The 19,624-nt window shown below is 75.1% G+C and carries 7 protein-coding genes; all 7 read left to right on the top strand.

Annotated elements, in window-relative coordinates:
• Positions 1-76 precede the first annotated feature (76 nt).
• The 7 genes from AOM46_RS16830 to AOM46_RS16800 are packed head-to-tail and all read left to right on the top strand — an operon-like array spanning position 77 to position 19,621.
• Positions 77-1,579, top strand: coding sequence for an MFS transporter (locus AOM46_RS16830; RefSeq protein WP_078856893.1), 1,503 nt, complete (start codon positions 77-79; stop codon positions 1,577-1,579).
• 2 nt (positions 1,580-1,581) lie between these two features.
• Entirely contained in the window at positions 1,582-5,001 is a 3,420-nt protein-coding gene (locus AOM46_RS16825) for a non-ribosomal peptide synthetase (RefSeq protein WP_062212220.1), read from the top strand.
• Positions 4,998-6,059 (top strand): MupA/Atu3671 family FMN-dependent luciferase-like monooxygenase, encoded by a 1,062-nt coding sequence (locus AOM46_RS16820; protein ID WP_062212217.1) that lies wholly within the window; start codon positions 4,998-5,000, stop codon positions 6,057-6,059. Before AOM46_RS16825 ends, AOM46_RS16820 begins: the two co-directional genes overlap by 4 nt.
• Positions 6,056-10,708 (top strand): non-ribosomal peptide synthetase, encoded by a 4,653-nt coding sequence (locus AOM46_RS16815; protein ID WP_062212214.1) that lies wholly within the window; start codon positions 6,056-6,058, stop codon positions 10,706-10,708. The genes AOM46_RS16820 and AOM46_RS16815 overlap by 4 nt, the downstream gene beginning before the upstream one ends.
• Positions 10,705-14,598: a non-ribosomal peptide synthetase gene (locus AOM46_RS16810; RefSeq protein ID WP_062212211.1), complete on the top strand. Its 3,894-nt coding sequence runs from the start codon at positions 10,705-10,707 to the stop codon at positions 14,596-14,598. The genes AOM46_RS16815 and AOM46_RS16810 overlap by 4 nt, the downstream gene beginning before the upstream one ends.
• Positions 14,595-17,885 carry a non-ribosomal peptide synthetase gene (locus tag AOM46_RS16805; RefSeq protein WP_062212208.1) on the top strand — a complete coding sequence of 1,097 codons (3,291 nt, stop codon included), beginning with the start codon at positions 14,595-14,597 and terminating at the stop codon, positions 17,883-17,885. The genes AOM46_RS16810 and AOM46_RS16805 overlap by 4 nt, the downstream gene beginning before the upstream one ends.
• On the top strand, positions 17,882-19,621 hold the full coding sequence (locus AOM46_RS16800; protein WP_062212205.1) for a beta-ketoacyl synthase N-terminal-like domain-containing protein: 1,740 nt from the start codon (positions 17,882-17,884) through the stop codon (positions 19,619-19,621). Before AOM46_RS16805 ends, AOM46_RS16800 begins: the two co-directional genes overlap by 4 nt.
• The last annotated feature ends 3 nt before the right edge of the window (positions 19,622-19,624 follow it).

Raw genomic sequence — 19,624 nt, 5'->3', positions numbered from 1 at the left:
GTCGGCCCGCCGTTGGTGGGGTTGACGGGATCGAACACCGGGGCGAGAGTGACTTCAGCGTCGGGGAACGGGGCTCATGAGCGATACCAACAGGTCCATCGAGACAACCGGGAGCGCACGCGCCGGCACCCCGCCCGGGAGCCGATTAGCGGGCATGGGCTCCTTCACGCTGATCTGGGCCGGCCATACGATCGCGCTGGTCGGGAACTCGGTGATGCGCTTCGCCCTGATCATCCAGGCGTGGACGGACGGCGGCCGGGCCACCTCGGTGGTGCTGCTTTCCCTGTGTGCGCTGCTACCCCAGATCGTGCTCAGTCCCACGGCCGGAGCGTTGATCGACCGGCTGAGTCGGCGTACCGCGCTGCTGCTCGCCGACTTCGGCGGGCTGATCGCCGTCGCGTTGCTGGGCCTGGTCTATCTCTCGGGTGGCATGAGGCTGTGGCATGTGTATATCACCGTGGCCCTGGTAGGCGCCGCCGCCGCCTTTCAGTACCCCGCACTCTCCTCCGCCGTTCCGCAACTCGTCCGCACGGACCAGTTGCAGCGCGCCAACGGCATGCTCTCGTCCGCCAAGAGCAGTGCCGAGGTCGGAGGCCCCGCGCTCGGTGGCCTGTTGGTCGCGCTCTCCGGGCTCGGCTTCATCATCTGGGTCAACCTCGTCTGTTTCGGTCTCTCCCTGCTCGCCGTCTGGCTGGTCCGCTTCCACGAGACCGCCGTCGACCGCGCGGCGGCGAAGGCGCCGCGCAAACGGCTGTGGGCCGACTCCCTCGAAGGGCTACGGGAGTTGTTCGCCCGGCCCAGCCTGCGGGATCTGATGCTGGTGTTCTTCGTGGTCAACCTGGTGATGGTGCTCGGCTTCGCGGCCGTCCAGCCCATGGTGCTGGCCAGGACGGGGGACGACGCCGCCTCGCTCGCCGCCGTCAACACCTGTGTGGGGGTGGGCGGGATCAGCGGCGGGCTGCTGCTCGCCGCCTGGGGCGGGCCCAGGAACCGGGCACGCGGCATGATGTTCGGCATCGTCGGAATGTGCCTGAGTGCCCAGATCCTGATGGCCAGCGTGCATGGCGTGGTGGCATGGGGCGGGGCGATGATGCTGGGCGCCCTGCTGCTGCCGCTGGTCAACGGCGCGATGCAGTCCATCGTGCAGACCAAGGTGCCGCAACGGTTGCACGGGCGGGTGTTCGGCGCCGTCGTCTTTGTCTCCCAACTGTCGATCCCGCTGGCGATGGCCGTCTCGGGGCCCCTCGCCGACCATGTCTTCGAGCCACAGGCGGCCTCCGGGAGCGGCCTGGTGGGACTGCTGGAGCCGGTGGTCGGCAGCGGCAGGGGCAGCGGAATGGCCACCCTGCTGCTGCTCGCCGGCGTGCTGGGCGTCGCCGCCGCGATCTGGGGCATGTCCCGCCGCACCGTGCGCGATATCGACACCCTGATGCCGGACATCGACCCGAAGGACGCGGACCCGAAGGACGCGGACCCGAAGGACGCGGACCCGAAGGACGCGAACCCGACGGACGCGAAGCCGACTGATGCCGAGCCGAAGGACGCCGAGGCCGGCGAGAGCAGAAGCGCGGAGGGTTGACCATGCCATCCCCCACGATCGGATGCGTGCACGAGTTGGTGGCCCGGCACGACGCCGGAGCAACGGCGCTGATCGCGGGCGAACAGCGCGTCACCTACGGCGAGTTGACGGAACGGGCCGGGGACCTCGAAACCCTGCTGCGGCAGCGCGGCGTCCGACGCGGCGCCATCGTCGGGGTGCGTCTCGACCGTGGCGTCGAACTGGTGGTGGCGCTGCTGGCGGTGCTCGGGGCCGGCGCCGCGTACGCCGTGCTCGACCCCGCCCTGCCCGGGCGGCGGCTGCGCGCCATGATCGCGGACGCCGGCATCGAAACCGTCGTCACCGACCGGCCGGCACCCCTGGACGACGCCACCGTGCGCTGGATCGACGTCCGGGGCACCCCGGACGCCGGGCACCTGGCCGGGGACCGGGCGACACCGGCCGACGCCGCCTGTGTGATGTTCACCTCCGGATCCACCGGCCGGCCCAAGCCCGTGTGGGCGGCGCACCGGGCGATCACCACCACCGTCACCGGCCAGGACTTCGCCGCGTTCGGCCCTGGCGCCGTCTGGCTCCAGTGCGCGCCGCTCTCCTGGGACGCCTTCGCGCTGGAGCTGTGGGGGCCGCTGGTCGGCGGCGGCACCTGTGTGCTGCACCCACCGGGACGCCCCGACCCGCTGGTCGTCGGCCGGCTGGTCGGGCGGCACGGCGTCACGGACATGTATCTCTCCGCCAGCCTCTTCAACGTTGTACTGGACGAGTGCCCCGAGGCGCTTGACGGGCTGGCCCGGCTCACCGTCGGCGGCGAGGCGCTGTCCCCGCCGCATGTGGACCGCGCGCTGCGGCGCTGGCCCGCGCTCGAACTCCGCAACGGATACGGCCCTGTTGAGGGCATGGTGTTCCTCACCACGCACCGGGTCCGGCCGACGGCGGTCTCCCCGAGCGAACCGGTGCCGATCGGGCGGCCGCTGGCCGGCCGCCGACTGCGGGTGCTGGACGGGCGGCTGCGCCCGGTCCCCGACGGCGAGCCGGGGGAGCTGTACGCGGCGGGCGAGGGGCTGGCCTTCGGCTATCTGGGCCGGCCGGCGGCGACCGGGGAACGCTTTGTGGCCGACCCGTTCGGCGCGCCCGGGGAACGGATGTACCGGACGGGCGATGTGGTGCGGCAACGCCGGGACGGGGTCCTTGAGTTCGTCGGACGGGCCGACGCCCAGGTGAAGATCCGGGGCTTCCGGGTCGAACCCGGCGAGATCGAGGCGGTGTTGGCCCGCCGGCCCGGGGTGGCCAGGGCCGTGGTGCTGGCCGGGGATGACGAGCTGGGCGAGCGCCGACTGGTGGCCTATCTGGTGCCGGGCCAGGGCCAGGAGATCTCCACGACCGAGCTTCGGGCCCATCTCGCCGATGTCCTGCCGGAGTTCATGGTGCCGGCGGAGTGGCTGGTGCTGGAGAAGCTGCCGCTGCTGGCCAACGGCAAGCTGGACCGGGCGGCGCTGCCGGCCCCGGGACCGCCGGCCGTCGGCCGCCCCGACGGCGCCCCCCGCACCGAGACGGAACGGACGCTGTGCGCGCTCTTCGCCGAGGTCTTGGGGCTGCCGGCGGTCGGGGTGGCCGACGACTTCTTCGCCCTGGGCGGGCATTCGCTGCTGGCCACCCGGCTGTTGAGCCGGATACGCGCCGTGCTGGGCGCGGAGTTGGGCATCGGGGCGGTCTTCGCCACCCCCACGGTCGCCGGGCTGGCGCCCGAGGTCGCCGTCGCCCCGCGCGCCGCCCGGCGGGTCGTCGGGCCGCGCCCGGCGGCGCTGCCGCTCTCCACGGCGCAGCGCGGGCTCTGGTTTCTCGACCGGATGGGCGCCGGCGCCGCCTATGCCATGCCGCTGCTGGTGCGGCTCTCCGGCCCGGTCGACACCGGCGCCCTGGACCGGGCGCTGGCCCGTGTCGTCGACCGCCACGAGGCGCTGCGCACCGTCTTCGACGAGACGGACGGCGAGCCGACGCAGCGGGTGCTGCCGAGCGACGCCGCCCGCCCGCGACTGCACCAAACCACCGTGCGGGCAACGGAGTTACCCGGGAGGCTGAGGGAGACGATCCAAGGCGGCTTCGACCTGGCCACCGAACCCCCGTTGCGCGCCGCTCTCTTCGCCCTCGCCGAGGCCGAACCGCCCGGGGAGCATGCTCTGTTGCTGGTGTTCCACCACATCGCGGTCGACGGCTGGTCGCTGGCGCCGCTGCTGCGGGACCTCTCCCGCGCCTATGCCGGCGAGCCGTCCCCGCCGCTGCCCCTCCAGTACGCCGACCACGCCCTGGCCCAGGCCCTGGACCCGCACCGCGCGGAGCGGCAACTCGCCTACTGGCAACGGGCCTTGGCCGATGCCCCAGTCGGCCCCCAACTGCCGGAGCGCCCCGGCGCGCCGGCCGTCGCCGCGCCCGAGGCCGAAACGGTGGTGCGGGCGGTGGACGCCGCCACCCACGGCCGGCTGGAGGCGCTGGCCCTGGCGTCGGATGCCACGCTCTTCCAGGTGCTGCACGCCGCGCTGGTCGCCGCCATCGGCCGGGCGGGCGCGGCGCGGGACGTGCTGGTCGGCGCCCCGGTCGCCGGCCGGGGCGGCGCGGGCGAACTCGACGATCTGGTCGGCTACTTCGTCAACCTGCTGGTGCTGCGCACCCGTTGGGCCGGCGATCCCACCCTCGCCGAGCTGCTGGCCGAGGTCCGAAGCGCCGATCTGGCCGCGCTGGCACATGGCGAGATCCCGTTCGAGCGGGTGGTGGAACGGCTCAACCCGCCCAGGACGCCCGGCCGGCAGCCGTTCACCGATGTGGTGCTCGCCCTGCAGAACAACGCCAGGGGCGAGCTGACCCTGCCCGGTGTGGAGACCCGCGTCGAGGTGCCCCGCACCGGCGTCGCCCGGTTCCGGCTGCTGCTCGATGTGACCGAGGACCACGGCCCGGCGCGGGAGCCGGCCGGGCTCACCCTGACCTGGGAGTACCAGGCGGACGCCGTCGAAGGGGAGCTGGTCCGCTGGCTCGCCGACGCGTTCCGGACGGTGCTGCTGACGCTGCTCCGGGCCCCCGACACCCGGCTGGCCGCCGTCGCGCTCCCGCCGCAACCCGCCGTCCGACAGCAGAGCCGAGCGCCGGCGCCCGCCGCGCCCGACGGCGCCTTCGACCCGGCGCTCGCCGCCACCGTCGCCGGGGTCTGGGCCGAGGTGCTGGGCGTCCAACGGGTCGGCCCGCACGAGGACTTCTTCGCGCTCGGCGGCAACTCGCTACGCGCGGTGCGGGCCGCCGCCCGGATCGGCGCCCGGGGCGGACCCCGGGTGACCACCGCGCAGATCTTCGCCCACCCCACCCCCGCCGCCCTGGCCCACGCGCTGGCCCGGCAGCCGGCCACCGCGCCGGAGGCGCCCATCCCCCGTCAGCGACGCGTCCCCGCCCAGGAGAGATGACCACGGTGGAACTGAGCATCATGTTCTTCGGCGCCGACTCGGCCGGCCAACGCGCCGACCACGCCGCGAAATACCAGGACATCCTCGCCATCGCCAGGGCCGCCGACCGGCTCGGCTTCGCCGCCGTCTGGACCCCGGAGCGGCACTTCCAGCAGGTCGGACAGGTCTTCCCCAGCCCGCCGGTGCTCAACGCCGCACTGGCCGTGGCCACCGAACGGATCGGGCTGCGCGCCGGCAGCGTGGTGCTGCCGCTGCACCACCCGCTGCGGGTGGCGGAGGACTGGGCCGTGGTGGACAACCTTTCCGGCGGCCGGGTGGGCTTCTCCGTCGCCACCGGCTGGCATTCGGCGGACTTCGTGCTGGCGCCCGACGCCTACCCCGACCGCCGCGCGCGGGCCCTCGCCGATATCCCGCTGCTGCGTCGCCTCTGGGCCGGCGAGGCCGTCGAGTTCACCGACGGCGCCGGCGAACGGATCGCCGTCACCCCCCAACCGGTCCCCGTCCAGGGCGCGTTGCCGCTCTGGCTGACCACCTCGGGCTCGCCGGCGACCTGGGACGCCGCCGGCTCGCTGCGCACCGGAGTGCTGGGCGCCACCGTCGGCCAGAGCCGCGCCGATCTGGCCGCGCTGATCGGCCGCTACCGGGCCGCGTTCCATGCCGCGCCCGTCCAGCCGGGGGCGCGGGACGGCGGCATGGTCACCCTGATGGCGCACACCTTTGTCGGCGCGGACGACGCCGAGGCACGACGGCTGGCCGAGACGCCGCTCAGGGCCTATCTGCGCTCCTATGTGCGGCAGACCTCGGCGAACCGGGGGACGGCCGGCGACACCGCCGGGCTGAACGCACAACAGCTGGACGCCCTCACCGAGTTCGCGTTCCAGCGCTATCTCAACTGGGGCAGCCTGCTGGGCTCGCCGGACACCTGCGCCCGGATGCTCGCCGACCTGCGGGACCTCGGCTGTGACGAGGTCGCCTGCTTTGTCGACTTCGGACTCGAACGCGACCAGGTGATCGCGGGGCTGCACCGGCTCGCCGACATCCGAAAGGACCTGCTATGACGTCTTCGTCGCCCCTCGCGGACCGGTTCGCCGCGCTCACCGGCGAGCAGCGGCAACGGCTGATGCGGCGCCTGGTCGAGGCCGGCCAGGCCGAGGCGATCCCGGCGGTGGTCCCGCCCAGGGACGGCGACGCGCCGCTGCGGCTCAGCCCGGCCCAGGAGGACCTGTGGGTCTTCGACGAGCTGTATCCGGACACCGCCGCGCTCAACCTGTGCTGCGCCTACCACTTCGAAGGGCCCGTCGACCCCGCCGAGTTGGAGCGGGCGCTCACCCTGCTGCGGCGCAACCACGATGTGCTGCGCACCAGGATCGGCGGACCGCCCGAGGCCCCCGACGTCAGCTTCCCGCCGGCCGAGCCCTTCACGCTGGAACGGATCGACCTACGCGGCTCCGACCGCCAACTCGACGATGTCTTCGCCGAGTTCCGGCGGCGCCCGTTCGACCTGCGCGGCGAGGGCCTGATGCGCGGCCGGTTCGTCACCGTCGACGAGCGGCGCCGCACCCTGATGCTGAGCCTGCACCATATCGTCACCGACTGGTGGTCCTTCGACGTTCTGCACACCGAGTTCGCCACCACCTACCGGGTGGTCCGCGAGGGCGGCACCCCGCCGGCGCGGCCGGCCATCCAGTACGCCGACTTCGCCTCCTGGCAACGGGAGTTGGAACGAGCCGGGGTGTTCGAGGCGCGGCTGGCGTTCTGGCGGGACTATCTCGCCGACCCGCCCCGGCCGCTGGCGCCGCACGGCCCGCCCCGCACCGCGCCCGCCCGTTCCGCCGCCATCGCACAGCTCCCGTTCCGGCTGAGCGCCGACGTCGAACGCCGGGTGCGGGCGCTCGCCAGGGAACGCGGCACCACCGTCTACGGGGTGCTGATGGCCGCGTTCGCCGCGTTCGCCGGCCGGCTGGGCGACGTCGACGATCTGGTGCTGGGCACGCCCGTCGCCAACCGGGCGGCCAAAGGCCTGGACCGGGTCATCGGCTATGTGATGAACGCGGTGCCGACCCGCTGGCGGATCGGCCCCGACACCACCTTCGCCCAACTGCTCGCCGGGTTCGCCGCCGACTTCCCACGGGTGCTGGCGCACGCCGACGTGCCGGTCGGGAGGATCGTGGCGGCCACCGCGCCGGACCGCGACGCCGGCCGATCGCCGCTGTTCCAGTGGGTGTTCATGTATCTGCCCCGGCAGGAAAGCGTCCGGCGGATCAGGGAGTTCGCCGAGCCCGAACGGATCCACACCGGCGGCGAACACGATCTGGTCTGTGTCGTCCAGGACGCCGACGACGGCTTCGCCGGCACCATCGAGGTCCGCACCGACCGGCTGCCGCCCGATGTCGTCGCGCACTGGGCGGAGAGCTTCGCCACCCTGCTGGAACGGCTGCTGCACCACCCCGAAACGCCCGTCGCCCACCATCCGCTGGGGACCCACGAGGCACCCCACCGGCCGCCGGCCGACCCGCCGCGCCCGACCGACCAGCCGCCCGGCCTGCCGGCGATGGTGGAACGCTGGGCGGCGGAACGCCCCGGGGCCCCGGCGTTGGACGACGGCGAGACGGTCCTCGACTACGCCACGCTCGCCGACCGGGTCGCCCGGCTGGCCGGCCGTCTCGCCGCCCTCGGCGTGCGGCCGGGCGCCACCGTGGCGCTGGCCCTTGGCCGTTGCCCCGCCGCCACCGTGGCCACCCTCGCCGTGCAGCGCGCCGGCGCCGCGCAGCTGCCCGTCGACCCCGGCCATCCGGAGCGCCGGATACGTCAGCTGCTGGCGGACGCCGAACCCGTGCTGCTGCTGGTCGCCCCCGGCGCCCGGGTGCCGGCCGGCATCGGGACGCCCACGCTGGTGGTCGACGAGGCCGCCTGGTCGGGCCCGCCGCTGCCGGCCGGTCCGCCGCTGCCCGGGCAGCCGGCCTATGTGATCCACACCTCCGGCACCACCGGACGCCCCAAGGGCGTGGTGGTTCCGCACGCGGGCGTCACCACCCTGGCCGCCGCCCTGGTGGACGCCTTCGCGCTGGACGCCAACAGCCGGGTGCTGCAGGCCGGTTCGCCGACGTTCGACATCTTCGTCGCCGAGCTGGCGATGGCCTTCCACGCCGGCGGCACCCTGGTCGTCGCGCCGCCCGGCGGGCTGGCCGGCGAGGCGCTGGCCGAGGTGCTGCGCGACCGGGGGATCAGCGCGACCCTGCTGCCGCCGGCGCTGCTCGCCGGGGTGGCGCCCGACGAGGTGCCGGAGCTGCGCACCGTCGGCGTCGGCGCCGAGCCCTGCCCGCCGGCGCTGGTCGCGCTCTGGGCGGGCGCGGGACGCCGGATGGTCAACGCCTACGGCCCGACGGAGGCCACCGTCGCCGTCACCCTCTCCGATCCGCTGGACGGCGCGGCCGGGACGGTGCCCATCGGCCGGCCGATCCCCGGGGTGCGGGCCCAGGTGCTGGACCGGTCGCTGCGGCCGGTGCCGGTCGGGGTGGCCGGCGAACTCTATCTGGGCGGCCCCGGGTTGGCCCATGGCTATCTGGGCAGGCCCGCGCTCACCGCCGAACGCTTTGTCGCCGACCCACGGGGGCCCGCCGGCGCGCGGATGTACCGCACCGGGGATCTGGTGCGGCGCCGGCCGGACGGTCAACTCGACTTCCTGGCCCGGGTGGACGCCCAGATCCAGCTCCATGGCCTACGGGTCGAACCGGCCGAGGTGGCCGCCGTGCTCGCCGAACACCCGGCGGTGGAACGGGCCGTGGTGGTCGAGCGCGACCAACGACTCGTCGGCTACCCGGTGTCGCGCACCGGGTCGGCGCCCTCCCTGGATGAGCTGCGGGCCTTCCTCGCCGAACGGCTGCCGGCCGCGCTGGTGCCGGCCGCGTTCGTCCCGCTGGCGGCGCTACCGCTCACCCCCGCCGGCAAGACCGATCTTGCGGCGCTGCCCGCCCCCGAACCGGTCGAGCCCACCGACTCCGGGGAGGCCGCGCCCGCCGGCGTCGGGGAGGCCGCGCTCCGCGCGCTCTTCGCCGACGTCATCGGCGTGCCCTCGGTCGGCGCCCAGGACGGCTTCTTCGACCTCGGCGGCGACAGCATCATGGCCATCCAACTGGCCCACCGGGCCCGCGCGATCGGCCTCGCCTTCACCCCGGCGGAAGTCTTCGGCGCCTCGACGCCCCGCCAACTCGCCCTGCTGGCCAGGGAGGTCGAGGCCACGGCCGGCGCGGCGGGGGACGACGGGGTGGGCCGGGCGCCGCTGACCCCGATGATGCGCCGGTGGCTGCCACGCGCCGAGGAACCGGACCGCTTCCTGATGGCGGCGCTGCTGCCGACCCCCGCCGGCAGCGACGAGAAACGCCTCGACGCCGCCCTGCGGAAGCTCACCGAGCGGCATGGCGCGCTGCGTCTGCGGCTGCTCGGGGACGGCGAGGAAGGGCCGGCGCTCGAGGTGCCGCCCGCCCGGGCCGAGACGGCGCCGGGGGTCGAGCGGGTGGACGCGGCGGGCTGGCCGGCCGAGCGGCTGACCGCCCACGCCGGCGAACTGGCCGCCACCGGCCGGATCGACCCCGCATCCGGCCGGCCGTGGCGCGCCGTCTGGTACGACGCGGGCCCCGGGCGCGTCGGCCGGCTGCTGCTGGTCGTGCACCATCTGGCCGTCGACGGCGTCTCCTGGCGGGTGCTCGCCCGGGACCTGGCGGCGTTGCTCTCCACCGCCCCCGACGCGGGCGGCACGCTGCCGCCACCCGGTGTCTCCTTCCGCCGCTGGGCCACCCTGCTGGCCGCCGAGGTTCGGGCCGCCGACCGGCTGCGGGAGCAACTGCCCTACTGGCGCCAGGCGTTGGCCGGCCCCGAGGCCAGGCTGGTGCCCGGTGCCCAACCGGCAGGCGCCCAACCGCCCGGCGCCCAGGCGGCCGGCGCCCAGGCGGCCGGCGAACGTGCCATCTTCACCGTCGAGTTGACCGCGGACCGGACCGCGCCGCTGCTCGGCGAGCTGCCCGCAGCCTGGCGCTGTGGCACCGAGACACTGCTGCTGACCGCGCTCGCCGCCGCCGGCGCCCGCTGGCGCGGGGACGACGGCGCGCTCCTCGTCGATCTGGAGGGCCACGGCCGGGACGGGCTGCCGGACGGGCCCGATGTCTCAGCGGCGGTCGGCTGGTTCACCATCCAGTACCCCGTCCGGCTGGACGCGGCCGGCGAGGCCACCGGCGAGGCGGTGCGCCGGGTCAGGGAACGGCTGCGCGCCGTGCCGTCCGCGGGACTCGGCTGGGGACTGCTGCGCGAGATGGACCAGGAAGCCGGCCCCGAACTGGCCCGACTCCCCGCCCCCGACGTCCGGTTCAACTATCTGGGCGGCATCGCCGGCACCTCAGCCGGCACCTCCGGCGGCGACGGCGTCGAGCTGCTGGGGGCGGGCGCCGACGCCCTGCCGCTGGACCATCTGGTGGAGCTGGACGCGGTGCTCGGCGACGGGCCCGAAGGACCCCGGCTGGTGGCCAGCTGGTCCTATGCCGCCGGCTCCCTCGACGAGGCCGGGGTGCGGCGGCTGGCCGAGCTGTGGACCACGGCGCTGGACGAGCTGGTCACCCACACCCGGGGCGGCGCCACCGCCGCCCCCACCGCCGCCGACTTCCCGCTCGTCGACCTCTCCGACGACCAACTGCTGGCGTTCGAGGAGGAGTTGTGAGCGGCAAACTCGCCGATGTGCTGCCGCTCGCACCGGCCCAACACGGGCTGCTCTTCCACGCCCTCCTCGAACCCGAGGGACCCGACCCCTATCTGGTGCGGGCCAGATTCCATGTCGACGGCCGCCCCGAGCCCGGACGGCTGCGTCAGGCGGTCGCCGCGCTCCTGGAGCGCCACCCCAACCTCCGCGCCTGCTTCCGCCACCGGGGCCTCGACCAGCCGGTCGCGCTGATCCCCCGACGGGCCGAGGTGCCCTGGCGCGAGCTGAACCTGACCGGCCGCCCGCCCGACGAGGTCACGGCGGAGCTGGAACGGCTGCTCGCCCCCGCCGCCGAACCCCGTCTCGACCTCACCCGCCCACCCCTGCTACGAGCCACCGAGGTCCGGCACGACAACGGCACCGAACTGCTGCTGACGCTCCATCACATCCTGCTGGACGGCTGGTCGATGCCGCTGCTGGCCCAGGACCTCAACGCCCTCTACCGAGGCGCCCCGCTGCCGCCGCCCGCCCCCTACCGCGACTATCTGGTCTGGCTGCGCGGCCGGGACCGGCGGCCCGCGCTCGACGCCTGGCGGGACGCCCTCGCCGGAGTCACCCCGCTGACCGCCCCGCCGGCGGGCCAGGGACCGGCCGGCACCCTCGACGTCCAGCTGTCGGCGGAGCTGAGCGCCGCCCTGGCCCGCACCGCCCGCGCCGCCGGTTGCACCGCCAACACCGTCGCGCAGCTGGCGTGGGCGCTGGTGCTGGCCAGGAGTACCGGGCGCCGGGACGTGGTCTTCGGCGGCGTGGTCTCCGGCCGCCCCGTCGAACTCCCCGGCGTGGAACGGATGATCGGCCTCTTCCTCAACACCCTCCCGGTCCGCGTCCGGCCGCGGGAGGGGGAGAGCGTGGCGGCGTTGCTGCGCCGGCTGCGGGACGAACAACTCGCGCTCTCCGCCCACCACCAGGTGCAACTCGCCGATCTCCAGGCCGCCGCGCACCCCGGCGGCGGCCCGCTCTTCGACACGGTGCTCGCCTTCGAGAACTACCCCAGGGCCGGGCTCGCCGCCGATGCGGGCCCGACGTTGCTGGAGACCAGGGACGCCACCCACTATCCGCTCTCCGTCGCCGTCGTCGCCGGCCACCGCTGGCTGCTGAGGTTCGGGCACCGGGGCTCCGTCGATGCCCGGGGCCTCGCCGAACGGCTGGTGCGCGCCCTCGAACTGCTCGCCGGCACCGATATCGAGGCCGACGCGGCGCGGCTCGATGTGCTGCCCGACCACCAGCTGCGGGCGCTGCTCAGCGCCGGACGCGGCGCCGCCCAGGCCCCGCCGCAGCCCGCGACCGTCACCGCTCGGTTTGCCGCCGGACCGGCCGGGACCCCCTCGGCCCCCGCCGTCGAGGACGGCGAACGCACCTACAGCTACGCGGAGTTGGACGACGCCTCGGACCGGCTGGCCGCCCGCCTGACGGCCGCCGGGGCCGCCGGGGGGACGGTGGTGGCGCTGGCGCTGCCCCGCTCCGCCGAGCTGATCGTCGCCCAACTCGCCGCGCTCAAGGCCGGCGCCGCCTATCTGCCGATCGACCCGACACAGCCCCCGGCACGGCTCGCCCGACTGCTGCGGGACGCCGGCGCCCGGCTGGTGGTCGCCGCCGAACGGCCCCCCTGGGCGCCGAACGGAACCCAGTGGCTGACCCCCGACGGGCCCGCCCCGGCGGCACCCGGGGACCCGCCGGCAGAGCCGCACCCCGAAGCGGTGGCCTGTCTGCTGTACACCTCGGGCTCCACCGGCGCGCCCAAGGGCGTGCTGGTCACCCATCGGGGCCTGGTCGCCTTCGCCGCGGACCGCCACTTCCGGCGTCCAGGACACCGCAGGGTGCTCTTCCACAGCCCCCACACCTTCGATGCCGCCAGCTACGAGGTATGGGTGCCGTTGCTCACCGGCGGCACGGTGGTCGTCGCCCCACCAGGGCCGCTCGACCCCCGCACGCTCGGCGCCGCGCTCGCCGCCCACCGGGTCGGCGCGCTGCTGCTCACCGCCGAACTGCTGCGCGCCGTAGCCCAGTTCGCGCCCGACGCGGTCGCGGGCGTGCCCGAGCTGTGGACCGGGGGAGACGCCGTCTCCGCCGAGGCGGTCGCCACGCTCCGCGCCCACTGCCCCGACACCGTCGTCACCAACGCCTACGGCCCCACCGAGGCCACCGTCGCCGCCACCGCCCACCGTTGCGAGGCGCCTGGCGCCGTCCCCGTCGGCCGGCCGCTGGACCACGCGCGGGCCTATGTGCTGGACGCCCGGCTCCGGCCGCTGCCGGCCGGGGGCACCGGCGAGCTGTATCTCGCCGGCGAGGCGCTGGCGCGCGGCTACCACCGCCAACCGGCGCGCACCGCCGAACGGTTCGTCGCCGACCCCCATGGCCCGCCGGGCGCCCGGATGTACCGCACCGGCGATCTGGCCCGCTGGACCGAGGACGGGCTGCTGGAGTTCGCCGGACGGGCCGACGACCAGGTCAAGGTGCGCGGCTTCCGGGTGGAGCCGGCCGAGATCGAGGCAGCTTTGGAGAGCTGCCCCGACGTCGGACGGGCCGTGGTCACCGCCCCGCCGGCGCCCGGCGGCGGACGCCGGCTCGCCGCCCATCTGGTGCTCGCCGCCGGCGGCACCCTGGACCGGGCACGCCGGCACGCCGTCCGCACCCTGCCGGGCCATCTGCTGCCCACCCTCTGGGCCGTGATCGACCGGCCGCCGCTCACCCCCCATGGCAAGATCGACCGGGCGGCCCTTCCCGAGCCCGCCCCGGCACCGTCGACCGCGCTGGACGCCCGGCCGGGCAACGATGCCGAACGCGCCCTCTGCCGCGCCTTCGCCACCGTGCTGGAGCTGCCCGAAGTCCCCGTCGATCTGGACTTCTTCGGCGCCGGCGGCACCTCCCTGCTGGCGCTGCGGCTGGCCGCCGGGATCGAGGCGGAGCTGGGCGTCGCCCCACCCCTCGGCCTGCTCTTCCAGGCCCGCACCCCCGCCACCCTCGCCCGGCGCCTCACCGGAGACGACCGCGCGGCCCCCGCCGGCGGACTCGCCCCGCTGCTGACGGTCCGTCAGGGCAACGACGGGCCACCGCTGTTCTGTATCCACTCCGGACTGGGCATCGGCTGGGGCTATACCGCGCTGCTGCCGCACCTTCCCGCCGGCCGTGCCGTCCACGCGCTGCAGCTCCCCGGACTCGAAGACCCCGGGGCACCGCCGCCGGCGACCCTCGCCGAACTCGCCGACGAGCATCTGCGACGCATCCGCGCCGTGCGCCCCGAGGGCCCCTATCTGCTGCTGGGGCACTCGCTCGGCGGCCTCCTCGCCTATCAACTGGCCGCGCGCCTCACCGCCGAAGGCGAACGCGTCGACCTCCTCGCGGTACTCGATGCCATCCCCGCGACGGCCGACGAGACCACCGTTCCCGTCGACGAGAAGCAGCTCGAACAGGAGTCGCTGAGCGTCCTGTTGAGCCAGTCCGTCCCGGACGCACCCGAAGTACCGCCCATGGCAGGCCCGTTGGACCGTGCCGAGGTCATCGACGCCGTGCGCCGACCCGGCGCCGCCTTCGCCGGACAGCCACCGTCCGTCCTGGAGACCCTGCTGCGGCTGCGCCTCAACAACGCCCGGATCGCCCGCCGTTGGCGGCCTCCGCAGTACCGGGGCCGGCTGCTGCTCTGCTCGGCGAGCCGGGAGCCCGACGTTCCCACCACCGAGGCCAAGGCCGCCCGCTGGCGGGCCCTGGGGGCCACCGTGGACGCCCACGAACTGCCCTGCCGGCACGCCGACCTGCTCCGCCCGGCGTTCGCCGCCCGGATCGCCGCCCTGGTCGACGCCGCCCTCGTCAACGCCACGCCGGAAGCCCGGCCCGCTCAGGGAGGATCGCCGTGATCTACGAGTTCCCCGTCTCACCCGCACAGGGCCGGCTTCTCGTCCTGGACCGGATGCACCCGGGCACCGCGCAGTACAACGTGCCCGCCGGGTTCCACGTCCGGGGCCCGTTCGACCGGGCCGCGTTCCTCCGCGCGCTGGACGCGCTGGTCGCACGCCACGAATCGCTGCGCACCGTGTTCCCCGCGCGGACCGCCGGCGAGGGCGGCGTCCCCACCCAGGTGGTGTCGGCGACGGGGCACCCCGAGGTGGCGTGGCATTCCCAGGTGCCGGCGGGCGATGTCGAGGCGCTGATGCTGGCCGAGGCGGCCCGCCCCTTCGACACCGGAACCGGACCGCTGCTGCGCTGCTCCCTCTACGGGGTGGACGACGGCAGCCACCGGGTGCTGCTGGTGGCCCACCATCTGGTGTGCGACGGCTGGTCGGTGCAGCAGATGCTGCGCGAACTCGCCGCCGACTACGCCGCGTTCACCGGCGAGGTCGCCGACCGCACCGCCGGTGCCACCGGGCGGCCCGCCGAACCCGCCCTGCAGTACCCGGACTACGCCGTCTGGCAGCGGGAGCGGCTGGCCGCCGGCGGCTATGCCGAGGCCGTCGCGCACTGGGCCGGACAGCTGGCCGGCGCCCCCGACACCACCGCGCTGCCCGTCGACCGGCCCCGCCCCGCCCGGCGCGGCACCGAGGGCGGCGTGGCCCGCTTTGTGCTGCCGCCCGAGACCCTGACCCGGCTCGGTGAGCTGGCCAGGGCCAGGGGAGCCACCCCGTTCATGGCCCTGTTCGCCGCCTTCGCCGCGTTTCTCGGCCGGCTCTGCGACCAGGACGATCTGGTCGTCGGAGTGCCGGTCTCGGGCCGGGACCGGCCCGAACTCCACGACATGGTCGGCATGTTGACCAACACCCTGGCCATCCGCTGCGAGCTGACCGGGGAGCCGGGCTATGTCGAGCTGATCGACCGGACGCGGGACCGGCTGCTGGCCGGCCAGCCCTACCAGGACGCGCCGTTCGAGGCGGTCGTGGACGCGGTGGCGCCCCACCGGGCCATCGGCCATGACCCCCTGGTCCAGGTGATGTTCGCCTACGACGACGACACCCAACTCGTCCTCGATCTGCCGAACACCGACACCCGCCGCGTCGAACTCCCACTCAACGTCGCCAAGTTCGACCTGCTGCTCTATGTGGAGCGGATCGGCGACGAACTGGTCGCCTCGCTGATCCACTCCACCGACCTGATCGGCCATGACACGGCCCGACGCTGGGTGCGCGCCTTCGAGACGCTGCTGGACTCCCTGCTGTCCGCCCCCGAGGCGCCCGTCAGGACCGCGGCCCTGCTGCCCGCCGACGAACTGGCCTGGCTGGCGAAGGCCGGCGACCGCACCGCCGAAGCCGCCCCGCCCGAACCGCTGGTGCCTGACCTGATCGCCGCCCAGGCCGAACTGCACCCGGACGCACCCGCCCTCCGCGACCGGGACACCGCCCTCGACTACCGCCAACTCCTGGAGCGGGCCGACCTGTTGGCGGCCCGGCTGCGCGCCGCCGGGGTGCGGCCCGACACCGTCGTCGGGCTGCTGCTGCCCCGTTCCGCGGGAATGGCGCTCGCCGCGCTCGCCGTGCTGCGCGCCGGCGGCGCCTATCTCCCGCTCGACCCGGGACACCCGGTGGCCCGGCTGCGCTATATGGCCGACGACTCCTCCATGTCGCTGCTGCTGGCCGAGGAGACCACCGCCCCGCTCGCCGACCTGCTCGGCCCCCCGGTCCTCCGGATCGACCTACCCGACCAGCACAAACGCGCACCCGAACGCGCACCCGAGCCCGCGCCCGCGCCAACGCCCAGGAACCTCGCCTATCTCCTCTACACCTCGGGCTCCACCGGCACCCCCAAGGGCATCGGCGTCGAACACCGGGCGCTTGCCAACCTCTGCGCCGCCGTGCGCGCCGCGTTCCCGCTGGACGCCGACGACCGGGTGCTGCAGTACGTCAACTTCGGCTTCGACGTGGCCGTTTCCGATTTCTTCCTCACCTGGACCGCCGGCGCCGAACTGCATATCGCCGGCGACGACGAACGCCTCGGCGCACCACTGCTGGCCCGGTTGCGCGACTCCCGCATCAGCTATGTGTTCCTGCCGCCGTCCGCCGCCCTCTCCGTCCCCGACCCCGAGGGGCGGCTGCCCGAGCTGCGGAGCCTGGTGGTGGGCGGCGAGGCATGCCCGGCCGAACTCGTCGAACGCTGGTCCGCGCCCGGCCGGCGCATCGTCAACGCCTACGGACCCAGCGAGGCCACCGTCTACGCCACCACCGAGGACCTGCGGCCCGGCGTCCCGGTGGCCATCGGCGAGCCGGTGCCGGGCGCCCGTGTCATGGTGCTCGACTCCGGGCTGCGCCCCGTCCCGGTCGGTGTCACCGGCGAGATCCATCTCGCCGGCGCCGGCCTCGGCCGGGGCTATCCGCGCCAGCCCGGGCTGACCGCCCAGCGCTTTGTCGCCGACCCCTACGGCCCGTCCGGCTCCCGGATGTACCGCACCGGCGATCTGGGGCGTTTCGACGCGAACGGCCGGCTGCACTACCTCGGGCGCGTCGACACCCAGGTCAAGGTGCGTGGCTTCCGGATCGAACTCGGCGAGATCGAGAGCGTGTTGGCCGGCCATCCGGAGGTCGCGATGGCGGCCGCCGATGTGCGCGGCGACGCCACCGACCGGCATCTGGCGGCCTATGTGGTGCCGGCCGAAGGGCGTCGACCGACCGAGGCGGCGCTGCGCCGGCACCTCGCCGAGCGGCTGCCGAGCTATATGGTCCCCGAGTACGTCACCCACCTCGACGAACTGCCGCTCAACCGCTCGGGCAAGGTGGAACGCGCCCGACTGCCGGCCCCGCACCGGACCTCGGCCGACCCCGAGCGGGCCCATGTCGAACCCGCGACCGCGACCGAACGGCGGGTCGCCGCCGTCTGGGCCGAGGTGCTGGGCCACCAACGGATCGGCGCCCACGACAACTTCTTCGACCTGGGCGGCAACTCCGTCCGGCTGCTCGCCGTCCTCCAGGCGCTCAACGAACCCCTGGGCGAAGCGCTCGACGGGGCGCCAAACGAACGGGGCGACGGGGTGCCCGCACTCACCCTGGTCGACCTCTTCCGGCATCCCAGCCCGGCCGCCCTGGCGGCCCATCTGGACCGACCGCGGCACCGTCCGGCGATCCCGGACGGCGAAAGCGACGCCGCTCGGCGCGGCCAGGACCGCCGCCGACGCCGCACCGCGGCACGCGGCGCCCGACCCAGGAAAGGCAGCACACCGTGACGCATCCCGCCCCCGCCCCGACCGCCGACGACCTCGCCGGATCCGTCGCGATCACCGGCATGCACGGCCGCTTCCCCGGCGCCGCCGACCTGGACACCTACTGGGCCAACCTGCGCCAAGGCACTTGCTCCCTACGGGACTTCAGCGCCGACGAGCTACGCGCCGCCGGCGTCCCCGAGGACGAGCTGAGCCACCCCGCCTATGTCCCCACCAAGGGATGGCTGGCCGACGCCGACCGGTTCGACGCCGCCGCGTTCGGCTTCCACCGCGCCGAGGCCGCCGCGCTCGACCCACAGCACCGGCTGCTGCTGGAGAGCGCCTGGGCCGCCCTTGAGGACGCCGGCTACCACCCCGACAAGGCGCCGGCCAGGACCGCCGTCTATGTCGGCGGCAGCCTCACCGAGCACCTGTTCGCCGCCGGCCGCGACCGCCGGCTGGCCACCACCATCGGCGCCACCCAGCTGCGCATCCTCACCGACCGGGAGTTCCTCGCCCCCTGGATCTCCTACCGGCTCGGCCTGGACGGGCCCAGCATGACGGTGCAGACCGCCTGCTCCACCTCGCTGGCCGCCGTACACCTCGCCGTCCAGGCGTTGTTGGGCGGCGAATGCGACGCGGCGCTCGCCGGCGGTGTCGCCGTGGACGCCGTCGAACCGCGCGGCTACACCTACTACGAGGGCGGCATCTACGCGCCGGACGGCCGCTGCCGCCCGTTCGACGAACACGCCGCCGGCACCGTCCCCGGCAACGGCGTCGGCCTGGTGGTGCTGCGCCGCCTGGAGGACGCCCTCGCCGACGGCGATCCGGTCCACGCGGTCATCCGGGGCACCGCCGTCACCAACGACGGGGCGGGCAGGGTCGGTTTCACCGCCCCCGGCGTCGCCGGGCAGACCGCCGCCATCGAGGAGGCGTGGTCGGCCGCCGGGCTCGACCCGGCGCAGGCCCGCTATCTGGAGGCGCATGGCACCGGCACCCGGCTCGGCGACCGCGTCGAGGCCGAGGCGGCGGCGGCCGCCTTCGCGGGCGCCGGCCGGGGCCGGGTCGCACTGGGCTCCGTCAAGGCCAACATCGGACATCTGGACGCGGCGGCCGGCGTCGCCGCGCTGATCAAGACGGCGCTGATGCTGCACCACCGCACCCTGGTGCCGTCCGCCGGCGTCAGCAGCGCCAACCCCGAACTGGGCCTGGACGACGGCCCGTTCCGGCTGCCGCGCGCCGCCGAGCCCTGGCCTGGTGCGGTCGGCGTGCCACGACTGGCCGGCGTCAGCTCCATCGGCATCGGCGGCACCAACGTGCACGCGGTGCTCGCCGAGGCGCCGGAACGCCCGCCGGGCGCCCGCCGCGCCGCGCGGACGCCCCGCGTCTTCACCCGGCAGTCCTACCCGGCGCTGCGCCCGGCCGACCCGCCGCCGGCCACCTCGCCGGGCGGGGAACCCGTCGAGACGGCGGACGACCTGGGCGGCCGGGTGCACGCGCTGCTGATCGAGGCCCTTGAGCTGCCCGGCGAAGACGCCCTGGACGTCGGCTACTTCGAGGCCGGCGGCGACTCACTCACCGCCGTCCACCTCATCGGCCGGCTCCGCGACGAGCACGGCGTCGAGGTCCCCATCACCCTCTTCCTCGAAGAGGCCCCGCTGCGCGAGCTGGCCGCCCGCATCGTCGCTGAGGTGAACGGCACGGCGGAAGGCCCGTTGGCCTCGCTGCTCGACGAGATCGAGAACGAGAACGAGGGCTGACCG

This window comes from Streptomyces sp. NBRC 109706 (genome assembly GCF_000974485.1).
Taxonomy (GTDB): Bacteria; Actinomycetota; Actinomycetes; order Streptomycetales; family Streptomycetaceae; genus Streptomyces.
Note: the sequence above shows the minus strand (reverse complement) of the source record. Positions and strands in the feature narration are given on the sequence as shown.